This window comes from Nocardia sp. CDC519, from assembly GCF_059509835.1.
This window is the reverse complement of sequence record NZ_CM183377.1, coordinates 303863-323139: the sequence shown is the minus strand read 5'-3', so window position 1 is coordinate 323139 and position 19277 is coordinate 303863. Positions and strand designations below refer to the sequence as shown.

Annotated in this window: 20 protein-coding genes; 10 read left to right on the top strand and 10 right to left on the bottom strand. The window is 68.4% G+C overall.

The window, feature by feature from the left end; genetic code table 11:
* Nucleotides 1-141: 141 nt before the first annotated feature.
* Nucleotides 142-738, bottom strand: coding sequence for a class I SAM-dependent methyltransferase (locus AC5W7N_RS01230; protein WP_195020591.1), 597 nt, complete (start codon nt 736-738; stop codon nt 142-144).
* A 91-nt stretch (nt 739-829) separates the two neighbouring features.
* On the opposite strand from AC5W7N_RS01230, the gene AC5W7N_RS01225 reads away from it, so the two are divergent.
* Entirely contained in the window at nt 830-1414 is a 585-nt protein-coding gene (locus AC5W7N_RS01225; RefSeq protein WP_104897747.1) for a helix-turn-helix domain-containing protein, read from the top strand.
* On the opposite strand, the gene AC5W7N_RS01220 is transcribed toward AC5W7N_RS01225, so the two are convergent.
* Entirely contained in the window at nt 1415-2581 is a 1167-nt protein-coding gene (locus AC5W7N_RS01220; RefSeq protein WP_194990903.1) for a thiolase family protein, read from the bottom strand.
* Between the two features lie 92 nt (nt 2582-2673).
* A complete protein-coding gene (locus AC5W7N_RS01215) occupies nt 2674-3555 on the bottom strand; it encodes a universal stress protein (RefSeq protein ID WP_163814289.1) in 882 nt (293 codons plus the stop codon).
* A 284-nt stretch (nt 3556-3839) separates the two neighbouring features.
* Between AC5W7N_RS01215 and AC5W7N_RS01210 the strand changes: the two genes are divergently transcribed.
* Together AC5W7N_RS01210 and ppnP are read left to right on the top strand one after the other, a co-directional pair.
* Nucleotides 3840-4571, top strand: coding sequence for an HD domain-containing protein (locus AC5W7N_RS01210; protein WP_495923092.1), 732 nt, complete (start codon nt 3840-3842; stop codon nt 4569-4571).
* 56 nt (nt 4572-4627) lie between these two features.
* Nucleotides 4628-4939: a pyrimidine/purine nucleoside phosphorylase gene (gene ppnP, locus AC5W7N_RS01205; RefSeq protein ID WP_138446135.1), complete on the top strand. Its 312-nt coding sequence runs from the start codon at nt 4628-4630 to the stop codon at nt 4937-4939.
* A 1-nt stretch (nt 4940) separates the two neighbouring features.
* Here ppnP and AC5W7N_RS01200 read toward each other — a convergent pair whose 3' ends face one another.
* Nucleotides 4941-6149 carry a PucR family transcriptional regulator gene (locus tag AC5W7N_RS01200; protein ID WP_416383082.1) on the bottom strand — a complete coding sequence of 403 codons (1209 nt, stop codon included), beginning with the start codon at nt 6147-6149 and terminating at the stop codon, nt 4941-4943.
* Nucleotides 6150-6352: 203 nt separating this feature from the next.
* Here AC5W7N_RS01200 and AC5W7N_RS01195 point away from each other — a divergent pair, with 203 nt between their 5' ends.
* Nucleotides 6353-8128 carry an aldehyde dehydrogenase family protein gene (locus tag AC5W7N_RS01195; protein ID WP_495923090.1) on the top strand — a complete coding sequence of 592 codons (1776 nt, stop codon included), beginning with the start codon at nt 6353-6355 and terminating at the stop codon, nt 8126-8128.
* 29 nt (nt 8129-8157) lie between these two features.
* A complete protein-coding gene (locus AC5W7N_RS01190) occupies nt 8158-9747 on the top strand; it encodes a GMC family oxidoreductase (protein ID WP_495923089.1) in 1590 nt (529 codons plus the stop codon).
* A gap of 65 nt (nt 9748-9812) precedes the next feature.
* On the opposite strand, the gene AC5W7N_RS01185 is transcribed toward AC5W7N_RS01190, so the two are convergent.
* The 3 genes from AC5W7N_RS01185 to AC5W7N_RS01175 all read right to left on the bottom strand — a co-directional run bounded on the left by AC5W7N_RS01185 (nt 9813) and on the right by AC5W7N_RS01175 (nt 13193).
* On the bottom strand, nt 9813-11417 hold the full coding sequence (locus tag AC5W7N_RS01185; protein ID WP_495923087.1) for a BCCT family transporter: 1605 nt from the start codon (nt 11415-11417) through the stop codon (nt 9813-9815).
* Nucleotides 11418-11478: 61 nt separating this feature from the next.
* On the bottom strand, nt 11479-12435 hold the full coding sequence (locus tag AC5W7N_RS01180) for a transporter substrate-binding domain-containing protein (RefSeq protein ID WP_495923085.1): 957 nt from the start codon (nt 12433-12435) through the stop codon (nt 11479-11481).
* A gap of 83 nt (nt 12436-12518) precedes the next feature.
* Complete coding sequence (locus AC5W7N_RS01175) at nt 12519-13193, bottom strand: DsbA family protein (RefSeq protein ID WP_495924244.1); 675 nt, start codon at nt 13191-13193, stop codon at nt 12519-12521.
* A 276-nt stretch (nt 13194-13469) separates the two neighbouring features.
* Between AC5W7N_RS01175 and AC5W7N_RS01170 the strand changes: the two genes are divergently transcribed.
* Nucleotides 13470-14045, top strand: coding sequence for a dihydrofolate reductase family protein (locus tag AC5W7N_RS01170; RefSeq protein ID WP_163814296.1), 576 nt, complete (start codon nt 13470-13472; stop codon nt 14043-14045).
* Here the strand turns inward: AC5W7N_RS01170 and AC5W7N_RS01165 are convergent.
* Both AC5W7N_RS01165 and AC5W7N_RS01160 read right to left on the bottom strand, forming a co-directional pair.
* Complete coding sequence (locus tag AC5W7N_RS01165) at nt 14027-14653, bottom strand: helix-turn-helix domain-containing protein (RefSeq protein WP_495923084.1); 627 nt, start codon at nt 14651-14653, stop codon at nt 14027-14029. The two genes, AC5W7N_RS01170 and AC5W7N_RS01165, sit on opposite strands and share 19 nt — an antisense overlap.
* Nucleotides 14654-14746: 93 nt before the next feature.
* The gene (locus AC5W7N_RS01160; RefSeq protein WP_495923083.1) at nt 14747-16204 is read right to left on the bottom strand and encodes an MFS transporter; all 1458 of its coding nucleotides are present in this window, start codon (nt 16202-16204) and stop codon (nt 14747-14749) included.
* Between the two features lie 82 nt (nt 16205-16286).
* Here AC5W7N_RS01160 and AC5W7N_RS01155 point away from each other — a divergent pair, with 82 nt between their 5' ends.
* The gene (locus AC5W7N_RS01155) at nt 16287-16727 is read left to right on the top strand and encodes a winged helix-turn-helix transcriptional regulator (protein ID WP_495923081.1); all 441 of its coding nucleotides are present in this window, start codon (nt 16287-16289) and stop codon (nt 16725-16727) included.
* An 18-nt stretch (nt 16728-16745) separates the two neighbouring features.
* On the opposite strand, the gene AC5W7N_RS01150 is transcribed toward AC5W7N_RS01155, so the two are convergent.
* Nucleotides 16746-17375 (bottom strand): TetR/AcrR family transcriptional regulator, encoded by a 630-nt coding sequence (locus AC5W7N_RS01150; protein WP_495923079.1) that lies wholly within the window; start codon nt 17373-17375, stop codon nt 16746-16748.
* A 12-nt stretch (nt 17376-17387) separates the two neighbouring features.
* On the opposite strand from AC5W7N_RS01150, the gene AC5W7N_RS01145 reads away from it, so the two are divergent.
* From AC5W7N_RS01145 to AC5W7N_RS01135, 3 genes are all read left to right on the top strand, one after another.
* Entirely contained in the window at nt 17388-17678 is a 291-nt protein-coding gene (locus AC5W7N_RS01145) for a hypothetical protein (protein ID WP_495923078.1), read from the top strand.
* 19 nt (nt 17679-17697) lie between these two features.
* Nucleotides 17698-18360, top strand: a complete 663-nt coding sequence (locus AC5W7N_RS01140) for an SGNH/GDSL hydrolase family protein (protein WP_194991009.1) — start codon at nt 17698-17700, stop codon at nt 18358-18360.
* A 183-nt stretch (nt 18361-18543) separates the two neighbouring features.
* The gene (locus AC5W7N_RS01135) at nt 18544-19260 is read left to right on the top strand and encodes a histidine phosphatase family protein (protein ID WP_163817543.1); all 717 of its coding nucleotides are present in this window, start codon (nt 18544-18546) and stop codon (nt 19258-19260) included.
* The last annotated feature ends 17 nt before the right edge of the window (nt 19261-19277 follow it).

Sequence of the window (19277 nt, the reverse complement as noted above, 5' to 3'; positions counted from 1 at the left end):
ATCCAGACCATAGCAATCTGCTCTGGAAACGCGGGGATGACTCGCCCGGCCGTCTGCGATGGCAGGAACTGGCCTCGCGACGCCGGCGGTAGGTGCACGGTGTGGCTCGACCGGGCGGTGGTTCCGGGGGCTCGGCGCCGATCAGCTCGCCGGCTTGCGCTGAGCGCGCAGCACCACATCGCTGGTGTGGTGCGTTCCCGGCGGGCCCGGGCGGGTGCGCGGGCGAGCCGAATTCACCAGCACCGTCCATTCGTCGCCGAGCAACTCGGCGACCTGTTCGGGCTGGTAGTAATCGCGCGGGTCGAACCCGTGCTCGTGATCGGGCGGGAAGTCGGCGGGATCGTGGCCGACGACGAGCAGCGTGCCGCCCGGGGCCACCGCGTCGATCAGCCCGCGAATGGTGGCGTGATCGGGTTCCAGCTCGATGGGGAAGTAGTGCGCGGAGACCAGGTCGAACGAGGCCGCAGGCGGCGCGACCGCGGTGAGATCGGCGTGCGACCATGCCACCTCGTCGCTGGTCGCGGCGGCGCGCTCCAGCGCCACCCGCGACACATCCACCGCGGTGACCTGCCACCCCTGTTCGGCCAGCCAACGCGCGTCGGCGCCCTCACCGCATCCGACATCGAGGGCCTGCCCCGGCGCGAGACCGCTCACCTCGGCGACCAGCACATCATTGGGTAGCCCGCTGAACAGCTGGTCCCTGCTGCCGTACATCTCGTCCCAGAACTGCTGGTCCATCGCGTTTCTCCGTCCCTCGGTGTAGTACGGCCCAGCATGCGAGCAGCCATGCGAACTTGACAAACAAATTTGCCAGAACTGCAATATCGGTATGGATCGGGATTTCGACGAGGTGATCGACGCGGTGGGGCCGCGGCTGCGCGAGCTGCGCAGACGTAACGGCACCACGCTGGCCGCGCTGTCGGAACTGACCGGCATCCCGGTCAGCACGCTCTCGCGGCTGGAGTCCGGGCAGCGCAAACCGAGCCTCGAGCTGTTGCTGCCGTTGGCGAAGGCCCATCAGGTCCCGCTGGACGAACTGGTGAACGCCCCCGAGACCGGCGATCCGCGCGTTTACGCGCGCCCGTTCACCCGCAACGGCCAGACCGTCATCCCGCTGACCCGCAAACCCGGCGGGCTACAGGCCTGGAAACAGATCCTGGCCGGGCGCCCCGCCGACCGCGAACCGGATCCGCGCACGCACGAGGGTTACCACTGGCTCTACGTGCTCAACGGCAAACTGCGCCTGATCCTCGGCGATCGCGACATGATCCTCACCGCGGGCGAGGTCGCCGAATTCGACACGCACCTGCCGCATTGGTTCGGCAATGCCGACGAACACCCCGTCGAGTACTTGAGCATCTACGGTCCGCAGGGCGAACGCTTCCACATCAGGGCCCGCTACCGGCCCGAATGACTACAGCCGTTCGATGACGGTGGCGTTGGCCAGACCACCTGCCTCGCACATGGTCTGCAGGCCCCACCGGCCGCCGGTCTGCTCCAGGTGATTGACCATGGTGGCCAGGATGCGGGTGCCGGACGCGCCGAGCGGGTGGCCGAGGGCGATGGCGCCACCGCGCGGATTCAGCTTGGCCGGATCGGCGCCGAGTTCGTGCTGCCACACCAGCGGCACCGGCGCGAAGGCCTCGTTCACCTCGTAGGCGTCGACGTCGTCGATGCTCAGCCCCGCCTTGTCCAGCGCTTTGCGGGTGGCGGGCACCACGGCGGTGAGCATGAGCAGCGGATCATCGCCGACGACGGCGAACGAATGGAACCGCGCCCGCGCCCGCAATCCGAGCTTGCTCGCCATCCGCTCGCTCATGATCAGCGCGGCCGAGGCGCCGTCGGTCAGCGGGGACGAATTGCCCGGTGTGATCGACCATTCGATTTCCGGGAACCGCTTCCGGTACGCCTCGTCGACGAAGGCCGGCGTCAGTCCGGCGAGCTTGTCGACAGTGGTGGTGGCGCGGATGGTTTCGTCGGCGTCCAGCCGTCCGGCGGTGACGAGCTCATTGTCGAACCCGCCGGACGCCGCGGTCTCGGCGGCCAGCCGGTGCGAGCGGGCGGCGAACTCGTCGAGGCGTCCGCGATCGAGCTTCCAGCGCGCGGCCAGCAGTTCCGCGGAAATGCCCTGCTGAACAAGGCCCTCCGGATAGCGGTGCGCGATGGGTCCGCGGTTGGCGTCCTGGCCCGCGGCGTTGGAGAACATCGGCACCCGGCTCATCGACTCGACACCGCAGGCGATGGCGATGTCGTAGGCGCCGGAGATCACGCCCTGCGCGGCGAAATGCGCGGCCTGCTGGCTGGATCCGCACTGCCGGTCGACGGTGGTCGCGGGCACCGACTCCGGGAATCCGGCGGCGAGCACCGCGGTGCGGCTGATGTTGAACGCCTGCTCACCGCTCTGGGTGACGCAGCCGCCGATCACGTCGTCGACGAGAGCTGGGTCGAGGTCGTTGCGGCCGAGTAGATCCGAGAGCGCCCCGGCCAGCAGGTTGGCGGGGTGCACGTCGGACAGTCCGCCACCGGCCTTTCCCTTGCCCGAGGGGGTGCGTACGACGTCGACGATGACCGCGGTCTCCATGACCAACTCCTGACTTCCGGCCGACCGGTCAAGTTAATGACCATTCCGCAGTAAGTTAACACGGATTCGCGTGTGTCGGCCAGCCTGGAGGCTCACGCGCGCACGATGATCACCGGGCATTCCACCGAGTGCAGCACCGATTCGGAGGTAGAGCCGAGCAGCATGCCGGTGAACCCGCCGCGCCCGTGGCTGCCGAGCACCACCAGCTGTGCGTTCTCGGCCTCGCGCGACAGCGACCGGGCGGGGCGATCGCGTTCGAGCACCCGCCGCACCTCGACGTCGGGGTAGCGCTCGGAATAGCCGGCCAGTGCCTCGGCCAGGGTCGCGGCCTCGATGTCTTCGCTGTCGACCCAGTCGAGCATGGGCACGTCCATGCCGGTCACATCGGTCCACGCGTGCAGCGCGATCAGCCCGACGCCGCGCCGGGAGGCCTCGTCGAAGGCCAATTCGATGGCGGGCTCGCTGTTGCGGGTGCCGTCGACGCCGACCAGCACCGGCTTGGCGGCCGACACTACGTCCAGCGCCGAGACATCACGGATCACCGCTACCGGGCACTTCGCGTGCCTGGTCACCGCCGTGCTGACCGAGCCGAGCAGGCTGCGCCGGTACGCGCCGAGCCCGCGACTGCCGACGACGATCATCACGGTATCGGCCGAGCGGGCGAGCAGGTAGGGAACGATGCGGCCCTCGACCAACTCGGTCGAGACCGCGGGCACGGAACTCTTCTCGGCCACTTCCGCGGCGCGCCTCAGGCTCTCCTCGGCGCGGCGGCGCGACCCGGCGATGTCGTCGGCGGAGAACAGCACACTCGGGCGCATATCCGAAGGCAGTTCCGGCGAGCCGACGATGGCGAGTGGCCTGGCCCTGGACGCGGCGCCGGCCGCCGCCCACGCCACCGCGTGCATGGACTGTGGCGATCCGTCGACGGCCACCACGATCGGAGCGTCGGCGGGCATGATTCGGGGATTCGACATGGCGGGCCTCCGGGTGTCGAGGCCGGACCGGGCGAGCATCCGACCAGGGCGGGCGCGGTTGATCTCATCGGTGACGCTTGCGCTCAGCCTAGCCGTGGGGTGGCAAGGCGGTCAGCGGGTTCAGCTTCACGCCGCGACACTGCGCATCCGACGTGCCGGTTCGGTCACATCTTTCAGTGTGGCTGAAGCTCATCGGCTAGCCTTCAGTATGCCTGAAGGTCACCGAGCGGAGCCTGCAGGCCGGGCTCGCCTGGAGCGACCCGACAACCCGGATCGGAGTTTTCATGGAAATGTCACGTCGTACCGCGCTCGGCGCCGCCGCAGGAGCCGCGATCGCGCTGTCGAGGGCGGCCGCCGCCGCGCAACCGCCCGCGCTCGCACTGCCATCGACGCCGATAGCCGCGGCCGCGCAGCGACTCATCGACACCGCGCTCACCGCGCCGGTGCGTAACCACAGCATCCGGGGATTCCTCTTCGGCCGCGCCCTTGCCGAGACGCAGGGACTGCGGCCGGGCGCCGACTACGACGAGGAGCTGATGTATCTGATCTGTGCCCTGCACGACATCGGCCTCGGCGATATCGCCAACGGCCACCAGCGCTTCGAAGTCGACGGCGCCGATTACGCGGCCGAATTCCTCGAACGCAACGGCCTCACCGACGGCCGCGTCGACATGGTGTGGGACGCCATCGCCGCGCACACGTCAGGATTCAGCGATTCACCCGTCTACCGGCGCCGCAGGCCCGCCGCCATCTGGATCGCGGTGGACGGCATCGGGATCGATATCGGCGGCGGCCCCGCCGACCTGCCACCCGGCTACGCCGATCAGGTGCACGCGGTCTACCCCCGGCTCGGCGGTTCCCGCGCCCTCACCGACATCATCGAAGCCCAGGCCCTGGCCGACCCGCGCAAGGCCCTGCCCGGCACCCTGCCCGGCGAGGTCGTGCATCAGCGCAACCCCGAGCTTCCCTACCTGACCTGGGACGAGATCATCGATGCCGGCGGGTGGGGTGACTGATCGGCGGATCTACTGAAGTAGGCTGACGCCCTCCAGCTCACCACGGGAAAGAGATCATGTCGCAGTTCGAGAATGTCAGCGTCGCGAAGAAGGCCAACGTCTACTTCGACGGAAAGTGCGTCAGCTACAGCCTCGAGCTGCCCGACGGCACCAAGAAGTCGGTGGGCGTCATCCAGCCGGCCACCCTGACCTTCGGAACCGCTGCGCCCGAGGTGATGGAGCTGATCGAGGGCGAATGCGCGGTCACCTTCGCCGGCGCCGACGAGGCCGTGGTCTACAAGGCGGGTGAATCGTTCTCGGTGCCGGGCGACAGCTCCTTCGACATCGAGGTCCGCCAGACCATGCACTACGTCTGCCACTACGGCTGATCTAGGCCGGAGTCCGCGGCGCGGGGCCGGGCCCGAGGAGGGTGACGGCCTGTAGCGCCAGATGCAGTTCGGCGGACTGCACGGGATCGGTGGTGTCGCGTCCGGTGAGATCGCGCAGCTTGCGCAGGCGATAGCGCACCGTATTGCGGTGGCAGTGCAGTTGTTCGGCGGCCGCGGCGGTCGAACCGGCGCAGTCGTACCAGGCGCGCAGCGCGGCGATCAGATCGTCGCGCTCGGGCTCGGGCAGGCCGAGCACCGGTCCGAGGATCTGGGCGGCGGCCTGCCTGCTCGCCTCCGGCAGCATGACCAGCAGGTGCGCCACGGGCTGCTCGCCGTAGCGCACGGCCGTGCGTGCGCCGGGGCGGGCGCTGCGGACGGCCAGCCTGGCCTCGGCCAGAGCGCCCGGAATGCCTTGCGGGCTGGTGAAATTCGTGCTCACGCCGATCCGTCCGTCGACGAGATCGGCCAGCTTCGCCACCGCCTTGTCGATCGCCGCTGGCGAAGCCGGGCACAGTAACCCGACGTGGGCATCGATCTGGGAATCCCACACCGATCGCACCCCGGCATCTTTCATCGTGGCGACCAGATGGCCCGGCAGCGCGGCACCGGGATCGTCGGGCTCGATCGACACGACCGCATATGTTCCGCTCTCCGGCAGCCCCAAGGTCCGCAACGCCGTCAGCGCGCGGGCCGGATTGCCGGAGTTGTCGTCGAAAAGGGTGCGGATCAATCGGCTCTGGGTCTGGGCATCGGCGTGGGCGAGCAGGATCTCCGTCTCGCGGTAGGCCTCGACCGCGGTATCGGAGTAGGTGTCGATGAGTTCCCACAGTTCGGTGGCGAGATCACGCAGTTCGGGATCGCCGGGTGTGGCGGAGCGGGCGGTGAGTTCCTCCCAGATCATCCGGCCGCCGAGCCGGAACGCGTGCAGCAGGGCGGCGATGGGGACGCCGCGCTCGGCCTTGAGTCGTCCGACCGCGCGCGCCGGTTGTAGCCGGGCGGGGCGGCCTGCCAGGGCGCTGATGATCTCGGTGAGGTTGTCCAGGCACGCCTGGCGCAGTTCCTCGGCGGTGAGCAGGCCGGGGTCGGCGTAGGAACGGTCGGCGACGGTGATCCTGAGGACCAGCTCATCGGCCATGGACTCGACCTCGGCGAGCAGTTCCCGGGCGAGCCGGGGCGCGCGCGTCGGGGCGATCGGTGGTGGTGCGCTCACACCAGCAGCCTACGCGTCCGCACGTGTCCTGCGCCACGTCGACTTGTGCGCGGACACAAATGCACCGTCAGCGGTGCGAGTAGACGCGCACTGTCTTCGTATGATCGCGCGCACGAGGGCATGAGCTTTGTGCGCGAGCACAAACTGGGGCCGCCCGGTCCGCAACCTTCGCACCTGGCCTCGGAAGTGTCCGGCGTCACACAATGGGACGGTCTCGTCTGCGGGAGTCCCGCGCAGACCGCTCATCCCCTGGAGGACCGAACGTGGTTACGAACCTGGCGCCATCGACTCATGCCGCCGTCGACGCGGCCCTGTCCGAGCTCGTCGAGGGCGAGAAGAGATGGGCCGCGCTGCCGCTGCCGGAACGGCGCGCACTGCTCGACCGGGTGCGCGCGCTCACCGGACGGCACGCGCAGGAGTGGGTGGACGCCGCCGCCGGTATCAAGGGGCTCGCGCCGTCGTCGCCGCTGATCGGCGAGGAATGGATGTCGGGACCCTATGTGTTCGCCGCTGCGCTCGGCGCGTTGTCGAAAACCCTCGATGCGCTGGCCGACGGCAAGAGTCCGCTCGAGCAGGCGACCTTCGGGGCAGCGGGCGACCACGTCACCGTCGACGTGCTGCCCGCGAGCCCATTCGACGCGCTGCTGCTCAACGGCTTCAGCGCGCAGGTGTGGTTGCAGCGCGGCGTGAGCAGCGCCGCCGCGAAAGCCAATGCCGGCCTGGCCCAACTCGATCCGCGCCGCACCAATGGCATCGGCGCGGTCCTGGGCGCGGGCAACATCACCTCGATCGCGCCACTGGACACCCTCTACGAGTTGATCGCGCACAACCGGGTCGTGGCACTCAAACTCAACCCCATCACCGATCCTCTGCTGCCGGTGTTCGGCAAGATCCTCGCGCCGCTGATCGAGCTCGGCGCGGTGCGGCTGCTGACCGGCGGGGCCGAGGTGGGCGGCTATCTGGTCGGCCACGACCTCGTCGTGCATGTGCACATGACCGGAAGCGCACGGACCCACGACGCGATCGTGTGGGGGACCGGCGCCGAGGCCGCGGAACGGAAACTGGCCGGAACGCCGAAGCTGACCAAGCCGGTCACCAGTGAACTCGGCGGTGTCTCGCCGACGATCGTGCTGCCCGGCACGTGGAGTTCGGCCGATATCGCGTTCCAGGCCGAGCATGTCGCGACCCAGCGCCTGCACAACGGCGGCTACAACTGCGTGGCGTCGCAGGCGGTGATCATCTCCGCCGATTGGCCGCAGAAAAGGCAGTTCCTCGACGCGCTGCGCAGTGCCCTGGCGAACGCGCCGGCTCGCCGCGCCTACTACCCCGGTAGCGACGACCGGGTCGCCCTGGCGCTCGCGTCCTATCCGCGGGCCGAACGTCTCGGCCCCGACGGCACCCGGGTGCTCGTCACCGGGATCGACCCGTCCGCGCAGGAACCGCTGCTGGCCGAGGAGTATTTCGCGCCGGTGCTCGGTGTGGTCGAGCTACCGGGGACCGGAGCGAGTTTCGCCCGGGCCGCGGCCAGGACGGCCAACGACGATTTCACCGGCACCCTCGGCGTCAACATCATCGCCGCACCGGAGACGATCTCCGAACTGGGCGCGGCCTTCGACGAATTGGTCGCGGATCTGCGTTACGGCACCATCGCGATCAACGCCTGGACCGGCGTCGGCTTCTTGACCCCGTCCGCCGCATGGGGCGCCTTCCCCGGCCACACCCTCGACGACGTCCAGAGCGGTATCGGTGTGGTGCACAACGCCTGGCTGATCGACCGGGTGCAGCGCACCGCGGTGCGCGGTCCGTTCCGGCCGGCTCCGCGGTCGCTGCTGCACGGGGAGTTCGCGATCTCGCCGAAGCCGCCGTGGTTCGTCGGTAACAAGACCGCCGCGGGCACCGGCAAGCTGCTCGCCGGATTCGGCGCCGACCCCGGCTGGACCCGTCTGCCCGCGATCTTCGTCTCCGCGCTGCGCGGCTGAGCCGACTCACACCACACCGGGAGAAACACATGAGCACCAACAGCATTGCCGATTACGTCGTCGTCGGTACCGGGTCCTCGGGAGCGGTGGTCGCCGCGCGGCTCAGCGAACGCTCGTCCGACTCGGTGATCGCCCTGGAGGCGGGCCCCGAGGACAAGAATCAGGCCGTCCACATTCCGGCCGCGTTCTCCAAGCTGTTCCAGACCGATCTGGACTGGAACTATCTCACCACCCCGCAGCCCGAACTCGGCGGCCGGCAGATCTTCTGGCCGCGCGGCAAGATGCTCGGCGGGTCGTCGTCGATGAACGCGATGATGTGGGTGCGCGGATTCGCCGCCGACTACGACGAATGGGCTCGAGCAGCGGGGGAGGGCTGGTCGTTCGCCAACGTCGTCGGGTATTTCGAGCGCATCGAATCGGTCGAAGGTGCGGCGGAACCCCACGAGGGCCGGGATGGGCCGCTGCACATCTCGCACCAGCGCAGCCCGAGCCGCTGGACCGCCGACTTCCTCGCCGCGGCCGAGCACGCCGGTTTCAAAACCGAGCGGGCCAACCTGCCGCAGCCGGAAGGCTTCACCAGGACCATGGTGTGCCAGCAGCGCGGTGCCCGCTGGAGCACCGCCGACGCCTACCTGAAACCGGCGCGTAGACGGCCGAACCTGACCGTGATCACCGGCGCGCAGGCGACGCGGGTGCTGTTCGAGGGCAACCGCGCCGTCGGCATCGAATACCGCCAGGGTGGCGGCACCCGTACCGTGCGAGCCCGTAAGGAAGTGGTGCTGTGCGGCGGTGCGATCAACAGCCCGCAGCTGCTGCAACTGTCCGGCATCGGCGATGCCGAACAGCTTCGCGCGCAGGGTATCCCGGTAGTGCACGACCTTCCCGAGGTGGGCCGCAATCTCACCGACCACCTGATCTCGCTGATCGGTGTCGCCGTCGAGTCCGGCACCCTGTTCGCCGCGGAGAAGCCGCTCGAGCTGATCAACTACCTGGTCCGGCGGCGCGGCATGCTCACCTCCAATGTGGGCGAGGCGTACGGGTTCGTGCGCAGCACGCCCGAAGTGGAGCTGCCCGATCTGGAGATCATCTTCGGCCCGGCCCCGTTCTACGACGAAGGCATCGGGGTGGCGCCAGGGCACGGCATCGCGATCGGTCCGATCCTGCTCCGGCCGCGCAGCCGGGGCACCGTGACGCTGGCTTCCGGTGATCCGATGGCCAAAGCGGTCGTGGACCCGAAGTACCTGTCCGACAGCGACGGCGCCGACCGCGCCGCACTCATGGCCGGACTGCGCACCGCGCACCGCATCATCACCTCCGCGCCGCTCGGCTCCAAGATCGGCCGCTTCCTGCAGCCCAAACGCGAGCAGGCGAGCATCGAGCAGACCCTCGAAGACGCCCTCACCTGGCACTCACACACCCTCTACCACCCGACGAGCACCTGCCGCATGGGCACCGACGCGGCCAGTGTCGTCACGCCCGAGCTGAAGGTTCGCGGCGTCGAGGGGCTACGGGTGGCCGACGCCTCGGTGATGCCGACCATCATCCGCGGCCACACCCACGCGCCGGCCGTGGTCATCGGTGAGAAGGCGGCCGACCTCATCAAAGCCGCCGACCACTGAGCTGTGCGGGCGAACGCTGTACCCCGACTGGGTGCGGCGCTCGCCCGCCATAGCCGGTAGCCCGATCAGTCCGCGCGCTCATCGCCGGGTACCGAGGTGGTGTGGGTCCGCGGCCGTTCGGAGCGTTTACCCACCATGGTCACCCGCCCGGCTTTCACATCCGCGCGCAGCTCTTTTCCCAGCCCGACGCACATCGCCACCAGGATCAAGACGAACGGTGATGCGACAACGATGGCGCCCCATTGCAGGGCGTCGAGCCCACCCACCACCAGCAGCGTCAACGCGACCGCGCCGACCAGCAGCCCCCAGGCGATCACCAGCCATTTCTTCGGCTCGTCGGCGCCCTTCGAAGAGAATGTGCCGAGCACGATCGTACCCGCGTCCGCGCCGCTGACGAAGAACACTCCGGCCAGAATGATCACCGCGATACTGGTGACGGTGGACAGCGGAAATGCCGCGAGCACTTCGAAGAATGCCGCCTGAGCGCTCTCCGAGGCGACGGCGGCGATATCGCGTTCTCCGCTCAATTGCAGATCCAGGGCCGCGCCGCCGAGGATCGAGAACCAGACGATGGTCGCGAGGCTCGGCGCGATCAGCACGCCGAAGACGTACTCGCGGATCGTGCGACCTCGGGAGATCTTCGCCAGGAAACTACCGACGTAGGGCGCCCAGGAGATTCCCCAAGCCCAGAAGAAGACGGTCCAGTCCTGCATCCACTGTCCGTCGGCGAAGGCGCCGGTCTCGAATGACATCGGCAGGAAGTTGAAGATGTAGCCGCCCATCGCCTGCGACAGCAGATTGAAGATGAACGAAAACGGTCCGAGCACAAGGATGAACAGCCCGAGCGCGATGGCGAGCAGCGTGTTGAAGTCGGCGAGCCGTTTGATGCCCTTGTCTACACCCGCCACCGCCGAGAAGATGAACGCCGCGGTGAGCAATCCGACCACGATGATCAGCACCAGCGTTGAGCTTTCGATATCGGAGATGAATCCGAGTCCGGCGATGATCTGCAGCGTGCCGAGCCCGAGGGTCACCGCATTGCCGACCATCGTGGTGACGATGACCCAGGTGTCGATGCCGCGGCCGGCCAACCCGTCGGAAGCCTTGCCCATCAATGGCTTCAAGGTGGCGCTGACCAGCGACGGACGCCCCCTGACGATCGTCGCGTAGGCGAATGCGAGGCCCGCGACACCGAAGAACGCCCACGGATGCAGCGCCCAATGGAAGATCGAATACTGCATGGCGACCACGGCGGCCGAATCGGTCCGCGGCTGTGGCCCGCCGGGCGGCGGCTCCGCCCACAATGTCACCGGCTCGTACGCGCCGTAGAAGATCAAGCCGATACCGACGCCGAGGGCGAACATCATCGCGATCCACGAGAACGTCGAATACGCGGGCTCGTCGCCGGGCACGCCGAGTTTCACCCGCCCGTACTTGCTGAATGCGAGATAGAGAATGAAGAAGACGAACCCGGCCGTCGACAGCACGAACACCCAGCCGAATTGCCGGGCGATGAACGCGTAGATGTGTTCGCCTGCCACCCGCATCTCGTCCGAGAACGTCACGCCGACGATCAGGAACAGGATGGTGAGTGCTGCGGCGGTGATCGTGACCGGTGCGTCGATCCCTGCGCGCCGGTGTTTGTGTCCTTGCCCTCGTGAATCTTTCATTGATTCCCCACATCAGCCGAGGTGAGTTGCGTTGGGCGTTCGGGTCGGTGTCGCTCGAGGATTACCGTGGCAGCGGGCCGCGGATACTTCCGCCGCTGTCGATTGTGCACAGATCGTCGGTCCGGACCGAAGGATCCGGCATTTCGGCCGCGGTGAATCCGTAGGGTGCGGTGAGCTCGAGTATCCGGCCTTCCCTGCGGAGCGCGGCCAATTCGTCGTTGTAGGCCGCACGCAGTGAGCCGTCGGTTTTCCGGAATCCCGCGGCGCCGCAACCGAGGCGCGGCTTCCCGTCCACCACGGCGGTGAACGGCGGTGACAACTCGACCTCGCGCGCCCATTCCGCCGGGCCGCCGTCGGGGGAGGGCTCGGACTGTTCGGCGCGTTCGAGCATGGCGCGTAAGGAAATGCCGGTCAGCGCAAAGGCGTCGACCTGCGCTTGCGCGACCCGTGCGAGCCCCTCGTCCTGGCCGCCGACCACGGTGATCTTCTCGTCTCGCACGCCTGCCGCTCGCGCATACCCCTCTTCGGCCGCGCCGGCCAGTACCGCGACGGTCGCGCCGGTGCCGGCGATCGAAGCGAAATCGGTGAGCCGCATCGGATTACCTCGCCGCACCAGCAACGCCGACTGCGCGCAGTAGATCGGCTCACTGAAGGCGATCTGTTCGCAGCGGGCCTTGTTGACGAACATGCCCGCCGATATCACGTCGAAAGCGCCCGAATTCACCCCGCCGATCAAACTGCGGAACGGCACCAGCACGCCGTCGAGCCGGTCGACGCCGAGCCGCTCGAACACCGCGCGATCGACCGCCGGAATCGCACCGACGAGGCCGTTGTCGTCGTAGGCGTACGGCCGCTCGCCGGAATACCCGACCGTGACCACCCCCGCGTCTCTGATCTTCTCCAGCGTGTCCCCGAGCCCGACCGCATCACATCCGGCGATCAGTCCCTGCACCGTGAGCAGACCGCCTCCCGCCGCAGTGACCTGCAAGAATCGTCGCCTAGACCAGGTTCGCGTCATAGCTGCGCCATCCCTCCGCCGACAACGTTGTCCGCCTCATGATCCACCCGTGGCGGCGGCTCGTGCGGGAGTTCGCGGCTAACTCACCGCGCGGCCTCGATCACCGCCGCGAGCCCACCCTGGATCATGAGGGCGCTGCGGTCGGTGACCTCCGCGCCGTTGACGTAAACGGTGGGCGTGCCGCTGACGCCGGAGGCGAGCACCCGGGTGGTTTTCGTCCGCAGATAACTGTCGTACTGCCGGTTGGTAATGCATTCGGCTACAGCGGAATCGGTGTATCCGGCCGATTCGGCGATATCGATCAGGTCGCTGTCGGGCAGTCCCGCACCGCCCTCGGTGGGCTGCTTGGCATACATGTCCGAGAGCCAGCTCTGGTAATTGTCCAGGCCGCTGGTGGCGACACAGAACGAGGCGTTTCCGGCGCGAGAGGAGTATTCGGTCTCACTCATCGTGTCCAGGAAGGTGATGACGCTGTACTCGACGGCGGCGGTGCCCTCGCGCACGGCCTCCTCCAGCACCGAGCCGTTGGCCTCCTCGAAGGCCTTGCAGGCGGGGCATTGCAGGTCCATGACGACCCGGACGGTCACCTTCGCGTCCTCGTCGCCGACCCGCACGGCACCGTCGGCCAGCACGTTCTTCGGTGTGGAGCCGTCGGCCATCGCGGTCGCTGTGCCGGTGACCTCGGTCGTCACCGCACCCCGCGCCAGCAACCCGATGCCGACCGCGGCGGCGACCAGCACCAGCACCAGAAAAGGCATGAGCACGACCAGAAGCCGACGATTCTGCTGCGGCTGTTGCGGCTGCTGCCACCCGCCCGGATAGGTGTTCACTTGCCATGCTCCCCGCTCGCCCGGACATTCCCGGGTCAGCCTAACGGTCGGCCCGGTGCCCGGCGCGAAAGCCGCGAGTCCACCGGTCACTTCCCGGCCGACCGTGGAACTCGCGCGGTGTCGGTTTCGTCCAAGACAACGCTGCCGGCCCGTTCCTAGGCTTGGCGTCGAGCACAAGCCGAGGCACACATTCAGGAGGAATTGATGGCACGCGAACTCGTCTACACGGGCTTCATGTCGCTGGACGGCGTCGTGGATTCGCCGGGCGGCACGGCGGAGGGGCACCGCAGCGGCGGCTGGGTCATGCAGACCGAATTCGTCCCGGAGGCCTACTCGCTCAAGGCCGAAGAACTCGCCGATACCGCGGCCCTGATGTTCGGCCGCCGCAGCTACGAGGCCTTCGCCCCGATCTGGCGCGACTCCGAAGACCATGCCGCCTATCGGGACCTGCCGAAGTATGTCGTGTCTGCCAGCCTGACCGAGGACGCCCTGATCGACGGCTGGGGGCCGATCACGATCCTGCGGTCCGAGGACGAGGTCGCGAAGCTGAAGCAGACCGACGGTGGCGGCATCTTCATCCACGGCAGCGCCGAGCTGGCCCTCCGTCTCGCCGAAGCCGAACTCATCGATCGGTACAACCTGCTGGTGTTCCCGGTGCTGCTCGGCGCGGGCAAACACCTGTTCCCGCGCTCGGATCGGGACAAGCAGCAGCTGCGGCTGCGGGATTCGGCCGGCTACGCCAACGGGGTGACCAAGCTGATCTACGACGTGGTGCGCTGAGTGGGATCGAGGGCGATCGCGCCACCGGCCTTGGCGCGCAGCTGCCCGGCGGTGCGCCCGACATAGCGGCGCAGCGCACGCGCCAGATGCGGTTCGTCGTAATAGTCGAGCTTGGCGACGACATCGCCCGGCGCTTCGCCCGTCATCAGCAGGAACGCGGCCGTGCGGGCCCGCTCGATCTGCCGGACCGCGCCGTGGGTGAGTCCGGTCGCGGCCCGGAACCGGCGCTCCAGCGTCCGCTCGCTGACCTCGGGCGGTGCACCCCGCAAGGTGGTCGCGACGAGCGGATCGCGCACCACGGCGCCCTCCTGCACGAGCCGTTCGACGAGCGCTTCGGCGTCATCGGGGCCCGGTATCTCCCGGTGCGCACCGTCGAGCCAGAACGTCCGGCCGCTCACATCGGGCAGCGCGATCCCGCCGTCGAGCAGCGTCGATGTCGCCACGGTGCGCAGCGACGTCCCGACCGCGAACTGAATACCGGTGAAGACCGCCCCCTCAGGGACCGGCGCCGTCCCGGTGCGCGTTTCCGGCCCCGTCACCGCCGCGAATCGCTGCCCAGCCTGCTCCCAGAACACCAGGCCCCAGGTCTCGCTCGCGACGGACGTCATCGTCGACACCTGCTCGGCACGGCACGTCCAGATGGATTCGACCCACGGCGAATCGGAGGCGCGCGTTTCGAAGAGCAGTCCCACAAGGGAATACTAGGTCGGCCGGCACGTGCCGCAGGCCTGCTCCGCGCCGAGGCTCCGGGCTGACTGTGGCGGGACACCGGTGTCCGCTGGGCTCGCCGAACCCGGAGTCGGTGTCTCGTATCGCCGGGTTCGGATCGCCTTCCCCTGCCGTCCCGCGATGGTCCGGACGGTGAATGCGCACGCCGCGAATCCTGCGCCGAGCAGGCAGCAGCCCGCCCAGCCATACGCGGTGAACACTGCCGTGGTCGCGGCAGCGCCGAGGGCGGAGCCGAGGGAGTAGAACACCATGTAGCCGCCGATGACGCTGCTGACGCGGTCCGGGTACGCGGCGGTGAGCACATGCTGATTGCTCACGTGGACCGCCTGCACCGCGAAATCGAGTATCACCACGCCGACCGCGAGCAGCCACAGCGAGTGCGGGAGTTGCGCGATGGCCGCCCACGAGAGAATCAGCAGGGCGAGCGCGGCGCCGGTCACCGACTTCGCCCGGCCCGCATCCGCCCACCGGCCCGCGCCTGCCGCTCCGAGCGCACCCACCAGCCCGGCCACGCCGAACAGTCCGATCCGGCTTTCGCTCAACTGCCACGGTGCGTCCGCCAGCGCCACGGCATATCCGCTCCACAGGGTGCCGAACGAGGCGAACAAGAAGAATCCGATCAGCCCGTGTGCCAGGAAGTTTCGCCGGGTGAACAGCCTGCTGAGTGCGGCGACGGCTCGGCGGTAGGCCGTGGGCGTCGGCCGCTCGGGCGACGGTGGGGCTTGGTGTGAGAGGGGTGCGTGGTGCGGCGGGGCTGGGTGGCGTGAGAGGGGTGCGTGGTGCGGAGTGGCTGGGTGGTGCGAGGGGGCTGGGTGGTGCGGAGTGGCTGGGTGGTGCGAGGGGGCTGGATGGTGCGGACTGCCTGCGTGGTGCGGAGTATCTGCGTGGTGCGGCAGTGCGACGAGGACGAGAGTGGCCAGGACGACCGACAGCACGGCGAGCGCACCGTAGACGCTGCGCCAGCCGCACAGGTCGGCGAGCCCTCCGGTGACGACTCGGGCGCCCAGGATGCCGATCACCACCCCCGCGGTCACCACGCCGATATTTCGTCCGCGTTCACCAGGCGCCGAGACCGACGCCGCGTAGGCCACCGTGGTCTGCACGACGACCGCGACCACCCCGGTCGAGGCCAGGCCGATGAACGCCACCCACGCGGCCGACGCCGTCGCTGTCACGAGGAGCGCAGCGGCGATCAGCGCGAGGTGCGCGGCAATGAGGCCGCGCCGGTCGGCGACCACATCGCCGAGCGGAATCAGCAGGATCAAGCCGGCCAAGTAGCCGAGCTGAGCAGCAGCGACGAACCACCCCGCGCGTTCGGCCGGCACGCCGAGATCGCGCGCCATCGGCTCCAGAATCGCCTGCGCGGCATAGATGCTCGCGACCGCGACACCACACACCAGTGCGAGCAGAGCCCGCTGCCGAACACCCATCACCATCCAATCGGTAGCAAAATGCAACTGATCCGACGGTAAGGCATGATGGTTTCAAACTGCAACTGATCGGAAAGGTGACATGCCGCCCACTGTGAGCTGGACCGACCCGCACTGCCCGGTCGCCCGCACCCTCGACCTCGTCGGCGACCGGTGGAGCCTGCTCGTCATCCGCGACGCCATGGACGGCGCTCGATCGTTCACCGAATTTCAGCGCCGCACCGGCATAGCCCGCAATATCCTCACCGACCGCCTCCGCAAACTCACCGACCACGGCCTGATCACCCAGCGCACCGCCCCCTCCGGCCGGCGCAGGGAATACGTACTCACCGAAGCCGGCCGCGACCTGTTCCCGGTCATCGTGACGCTGCGGCAATGGGGTGAACGGCACGCATTCGGCCCAGGCGAAACCCACTCCGCCCTCGTCGATGAACACGGCGCGCCGCTCCCGTCGCTGGCGCCGATCGACGCGGACGGGGCGCCGCTCGGGCCGGACAACACGCGAGTACTGAAAGTCGACTAGCGCGGCCGGCGGTCTCCTTCACGTGCCGCCCGCGAGCAGGCCGTCGATCACCTGCCGCGCGATGCTCACGCTGTCCTCCTCGCCCAGGCGCAGGGCCAGATTGACCGCATTCAATACCGCGCTGACCTGGAAGGCGGCCACCGCGGGATCGAGGTCGGCGATCTCTCCCGCGGTGACGGCCAGCTCGAATTGCGTCGCGAGAGTCGTGTGCCACGCGCGCTGTTGCGCCGATAGCGCATCTCGGACCGGGCCGGGCCGGCTGTCGAAGATCGGCAGGTTCGCGCCCCAGAAGCAGCCGCCGGCGAACAGGGGTTGTGCGGCGTAGTCGATCCACCGGTCGATCAGCGCACGGATTCGCGCGGCGCCGGCGGGGGCATCCTCGGCGGGCCGGACGACGGCTTCGGCGAAGGCTTCCTGCGCTGCTTCCACGGTCGCGAGCTGTAGTGCCTCTTTGGTCCGGAACAAAGTCTGGATGCCGGCCTTGCTCATGCCGAGATCTCCGGCGAGGCGCCCGAAGCTGAGGACGTCGAGACCATCTTGCGAGGCGATGTCGACGGCGCGGCGGGTGACTGCGCGCCGGGAGCGGGCTCCCCGCTGTAGCCGCAGGTCGGCGCTTTCCCTCGCCATTGGGTGCCCAGTGGTGACCATACGGTCGATCGTATGCCGCTCGGTGAACCCGGTCGACGGGTTGAGAAATACATACGGTCGACCGTATTGTTACCGGTGTCGCATCGGAACGTGCTCGGGTACGTCGCCGAGCCTGGTGCGGGCGAGGAGGAATGCCCGATGGATGGCGTAATCGCCGAGCAATCGCTCACTTCGAACACGAGGGGTCGTGACCATTCGACGGCGATCGTGTGGATTCTGTGCGCGGCTGCCTTCATGGCGATGCTCGGCGTCTTGGTCGCCGCCACCGCCCTCGGCCTCACTGCCCGTACCCGCACGTCGTAACCGAAACAAGGAGCCGCACATGCCGGACATGACCGAACACACCGACCCCCTCTGCCTTTCCGAGGCGACCGCCGCCGCCTTACTGGTCGACGCCCCCTGGCGCCGATTCGGCGTCATCGGCGACAGCCTGTCCGCCGGTATCGGCGACCCCACGCCCGGCTACGCGAACAAGGGGTGGGCGGACCGAGTCGCGGATGCTCTTCGGCTCGTCGCCCCCGATGCGCAGTACCGCAACCTCGCGGAGATCGGCGCCACCACGTCCGAGACCATCACCGGCCAGCTCGACCGAATGGCCGAATTCGCCCCCGACCTGCTGCACCTTCCCTGCGGCCCCAACGACATCATGCGCCGTGACCCCGATTTCGACGAGATCGAACAGACGCTGCGCCGCATGTATGACGCCGCCTCCCGCACCGGCGCCCAACTGATCACCTTCACGCTCGGCAGAGCATTCGTCATGCCGTCAGTTGCCGACTGGAACCAGCGGAGCCGGGCGATGAACGACATCACCCGCCGCGTCGCCGGCGACTACGGTGCCCTCGTCATCGATATGTGGAACCACCCGGTCAACGATCGCGACAACCTGCTCAGCGCCGACCGCATCCACTTCTCCACCTCCGGCCAGGCGGTGATGGCCGCTGAAGTCATCCGGGGACTGGCTGGTGTGCCGGCGATCCGGTGAGAGTGCGTGTTTACCAGGTAACGCGGGCCCTGCTCGACTCGCGGGCGAAATCGGTACCGGAACGTAGCCGAAGCTTCCCATCCACCGGGAGATCGAGCTCGACGCCCGTCGAGCCGCTCCTAGTGTGACTCCGGCCACTGACACGTCCCAGTGTGGTGCGCAGCATATCCACGAGGAGTCCCAATGAATCTGATGAAGTCTCGCCTGTTCGCGGTGATCGCGACGATCATCGCGGCGGTGGCGCTGATGGCAGCCGGAGCCGGTAGCGCGGCCGCGGCGCCGCACACCGGGGAAATGTTCCTCACCTTTGTCCGCCACGGTGAATCGGCAGGCAACACCTCCGGTCTGATCGACACTTCCGTGCCGGGACCCGGCCTCACCGAGAAGGGGCGGGTGCAGGCCGCCGCGGTGGCCCAGCTGCTGGGCGATTGCAAGTTCGACGGTGTCTACGCGTCCACGATGGTGCGGACCCAGCAGACGGCGGAGCCGACCGCCCAGCTGTGCGGCCATCCGACGGTCGTCGAAGAGGGATTCCACGAGATCGAGGCGGGCATCTACGAGGGCACCCCGGAGAAGGACGCGCGCGAGGGCTACTTGGCCGCACCGATCCAGTGGTTGCAGGGCAACCTGGATGCCAGGATCCCCGGATCGCTCAACGGCCACGAATTCAAGAAGCGCATGGACGACTCCATCCAGGACATCCAGGACCGCGGCAACAAGCGCGCGGTGATCTTCTCGCACGGCGGCGCCATCATGTTCTGGGCACTCATGTCGGTCTCGAACCCTGATATGAGCAAGCTCCAGTCCGATCCGCTGCACAACACCGGACGAGTGGTCGTGAAGGGCACCCCGGCCAAGGGCTGGAAGCTCGTGTCGTGGGACGGCCATCCCGCGGCCTGATCCGCGAACCGGCGAGA

Coding starts and splice junctions, on each gene's coding strand:
- AC5W7N_RS01180 (WP_495923085.1), bottom strand. CDS start 12,435: ATGACGCGAACCTGGTCTAGGCGACGATTCTTGCAGGTCACTGCGGCG.
- AC5W7N_RS01160 (WP_495923083.1), bottom strand. CDS start 16,204: ATGGGTGTTCGGCAGCGGGCTCTGCTCGCACTGGTGTGTGGTGTCGCG.
- AC5W7N_RS01185 (WP_495923087.1), bottom strand. CDS start 11,417: ATGAAAGATTCACGAGGGCAAGGACACAAACACCGGCGCGCAGGGATC.
- AC5W7N_RS01170 (WP_163814296.1), top strand. CDS start 13,470: ATGGCACGCGAACTCGTCTACACGGGCTTCATGTCGCTGGACGGCGTC.
- AC5W7N_RS01140 (WP_194991009.1), top strand. CDS start 17,698: ATGCCGGACATGACCGAACACACCGACCCCCTCTGCCTTTCCGAGGCG.
- AC5W7N_RS01155 (WP_495923081.1), top strand. CDS start 16,287: ATGCCGCCCACTGTGAGCTGGACCGACCCGCACTGCCCGGTCGCCCGC.
- AC5W7N_RS01220 (WP_194990903.1), bottom strand. CDS start 2,581: ATGGAGACCGCGGTCATCGTCGACGTCGTACGCACCCCCTCGGGCAAG.
- ppnP (WP_138446135.1), top strand. CDS start 4,628: ATGTCGCAGTTCGAGAATGTCAGCGTCGCGAAGAAGGCCAACGTCTAC.
- AC5W7N_RS01215 (WP_163814289.1), bottom strand. CDS start 3,555: ATGTCGAATCCCCGAATCATGCCCGCCGACGCTCCGATCGTGGTGGCC.
- AC5W7N_RS01225 (WP_104897747.1), top strand. CDS start 830: ATGGATCGGGATTTCGACGAGGTGATCGACGCGGTGGGGCCGCGGCTG.
- AC5W7N_RS01150 (WP_495923079.1), bottom strand. CDS start 17,375: ATGGTCACCACTGGGCACCCAATGGCGAGGGAAAGCGCCGACCTGCGG.
- AC5W7N_RS01165 (WP_495923084.1), bottom strand. CDS start 14,653: ATGACGTCCGTCGCGAGCGAGACCTGGGGCCTGGTGTTCTGGGAGCAG.
- AC5W7N_RS01190 (WP_495923089.1), top strand. CDS start 8,158: ATGAGCACCAACAGCATTGCCGATTACGTCGTCGTCGGTACCGGGTCC.
- AC5W7N_RS01230 (WP_195020591.1), bottom strand. CDS start 738: ATGGACCAGCAGTTCTGGGACGAGATGTACGGCAGCAGGGACCAGCTG.
- AC5W7N_RS01145 (WP_495923078.1), top strand. CDS start 17,388: ATGCCGCTCGGTGAACCCGGTCGACGGGTTGAGAAATACATACGGTCG.
- AC5W7N_RS01210 (WP_495923092.1), top strand. CDS start 3,840: ATGGAAATGTCACGTCGTACCGCGCTCGGCGCCGCCGCAGGAGCCGCG.
- AC5W7N_RS01195 (WP_495923090.1), top strand. CDS start 6,353: ATGGGACGGTCTCGTCTGCGGGAGTCCCGCGCAGACCGCTCATCCCCT.
- AC5W7N_RS01175 (WP_495924244.1), bottom strand. CDS start 13,193: ATGCCTTTTCTGGTGCTGGTGCTGGTCGCCGCCGCGGTCGGCATCGGG.
- AC5W7N_RS01135 (WP_163817543.1), top strand. CDS start 18,544: ATGAATCTGATGAAGTCTCGCCTGTTCGCGGTGATCGCGACGATCATC.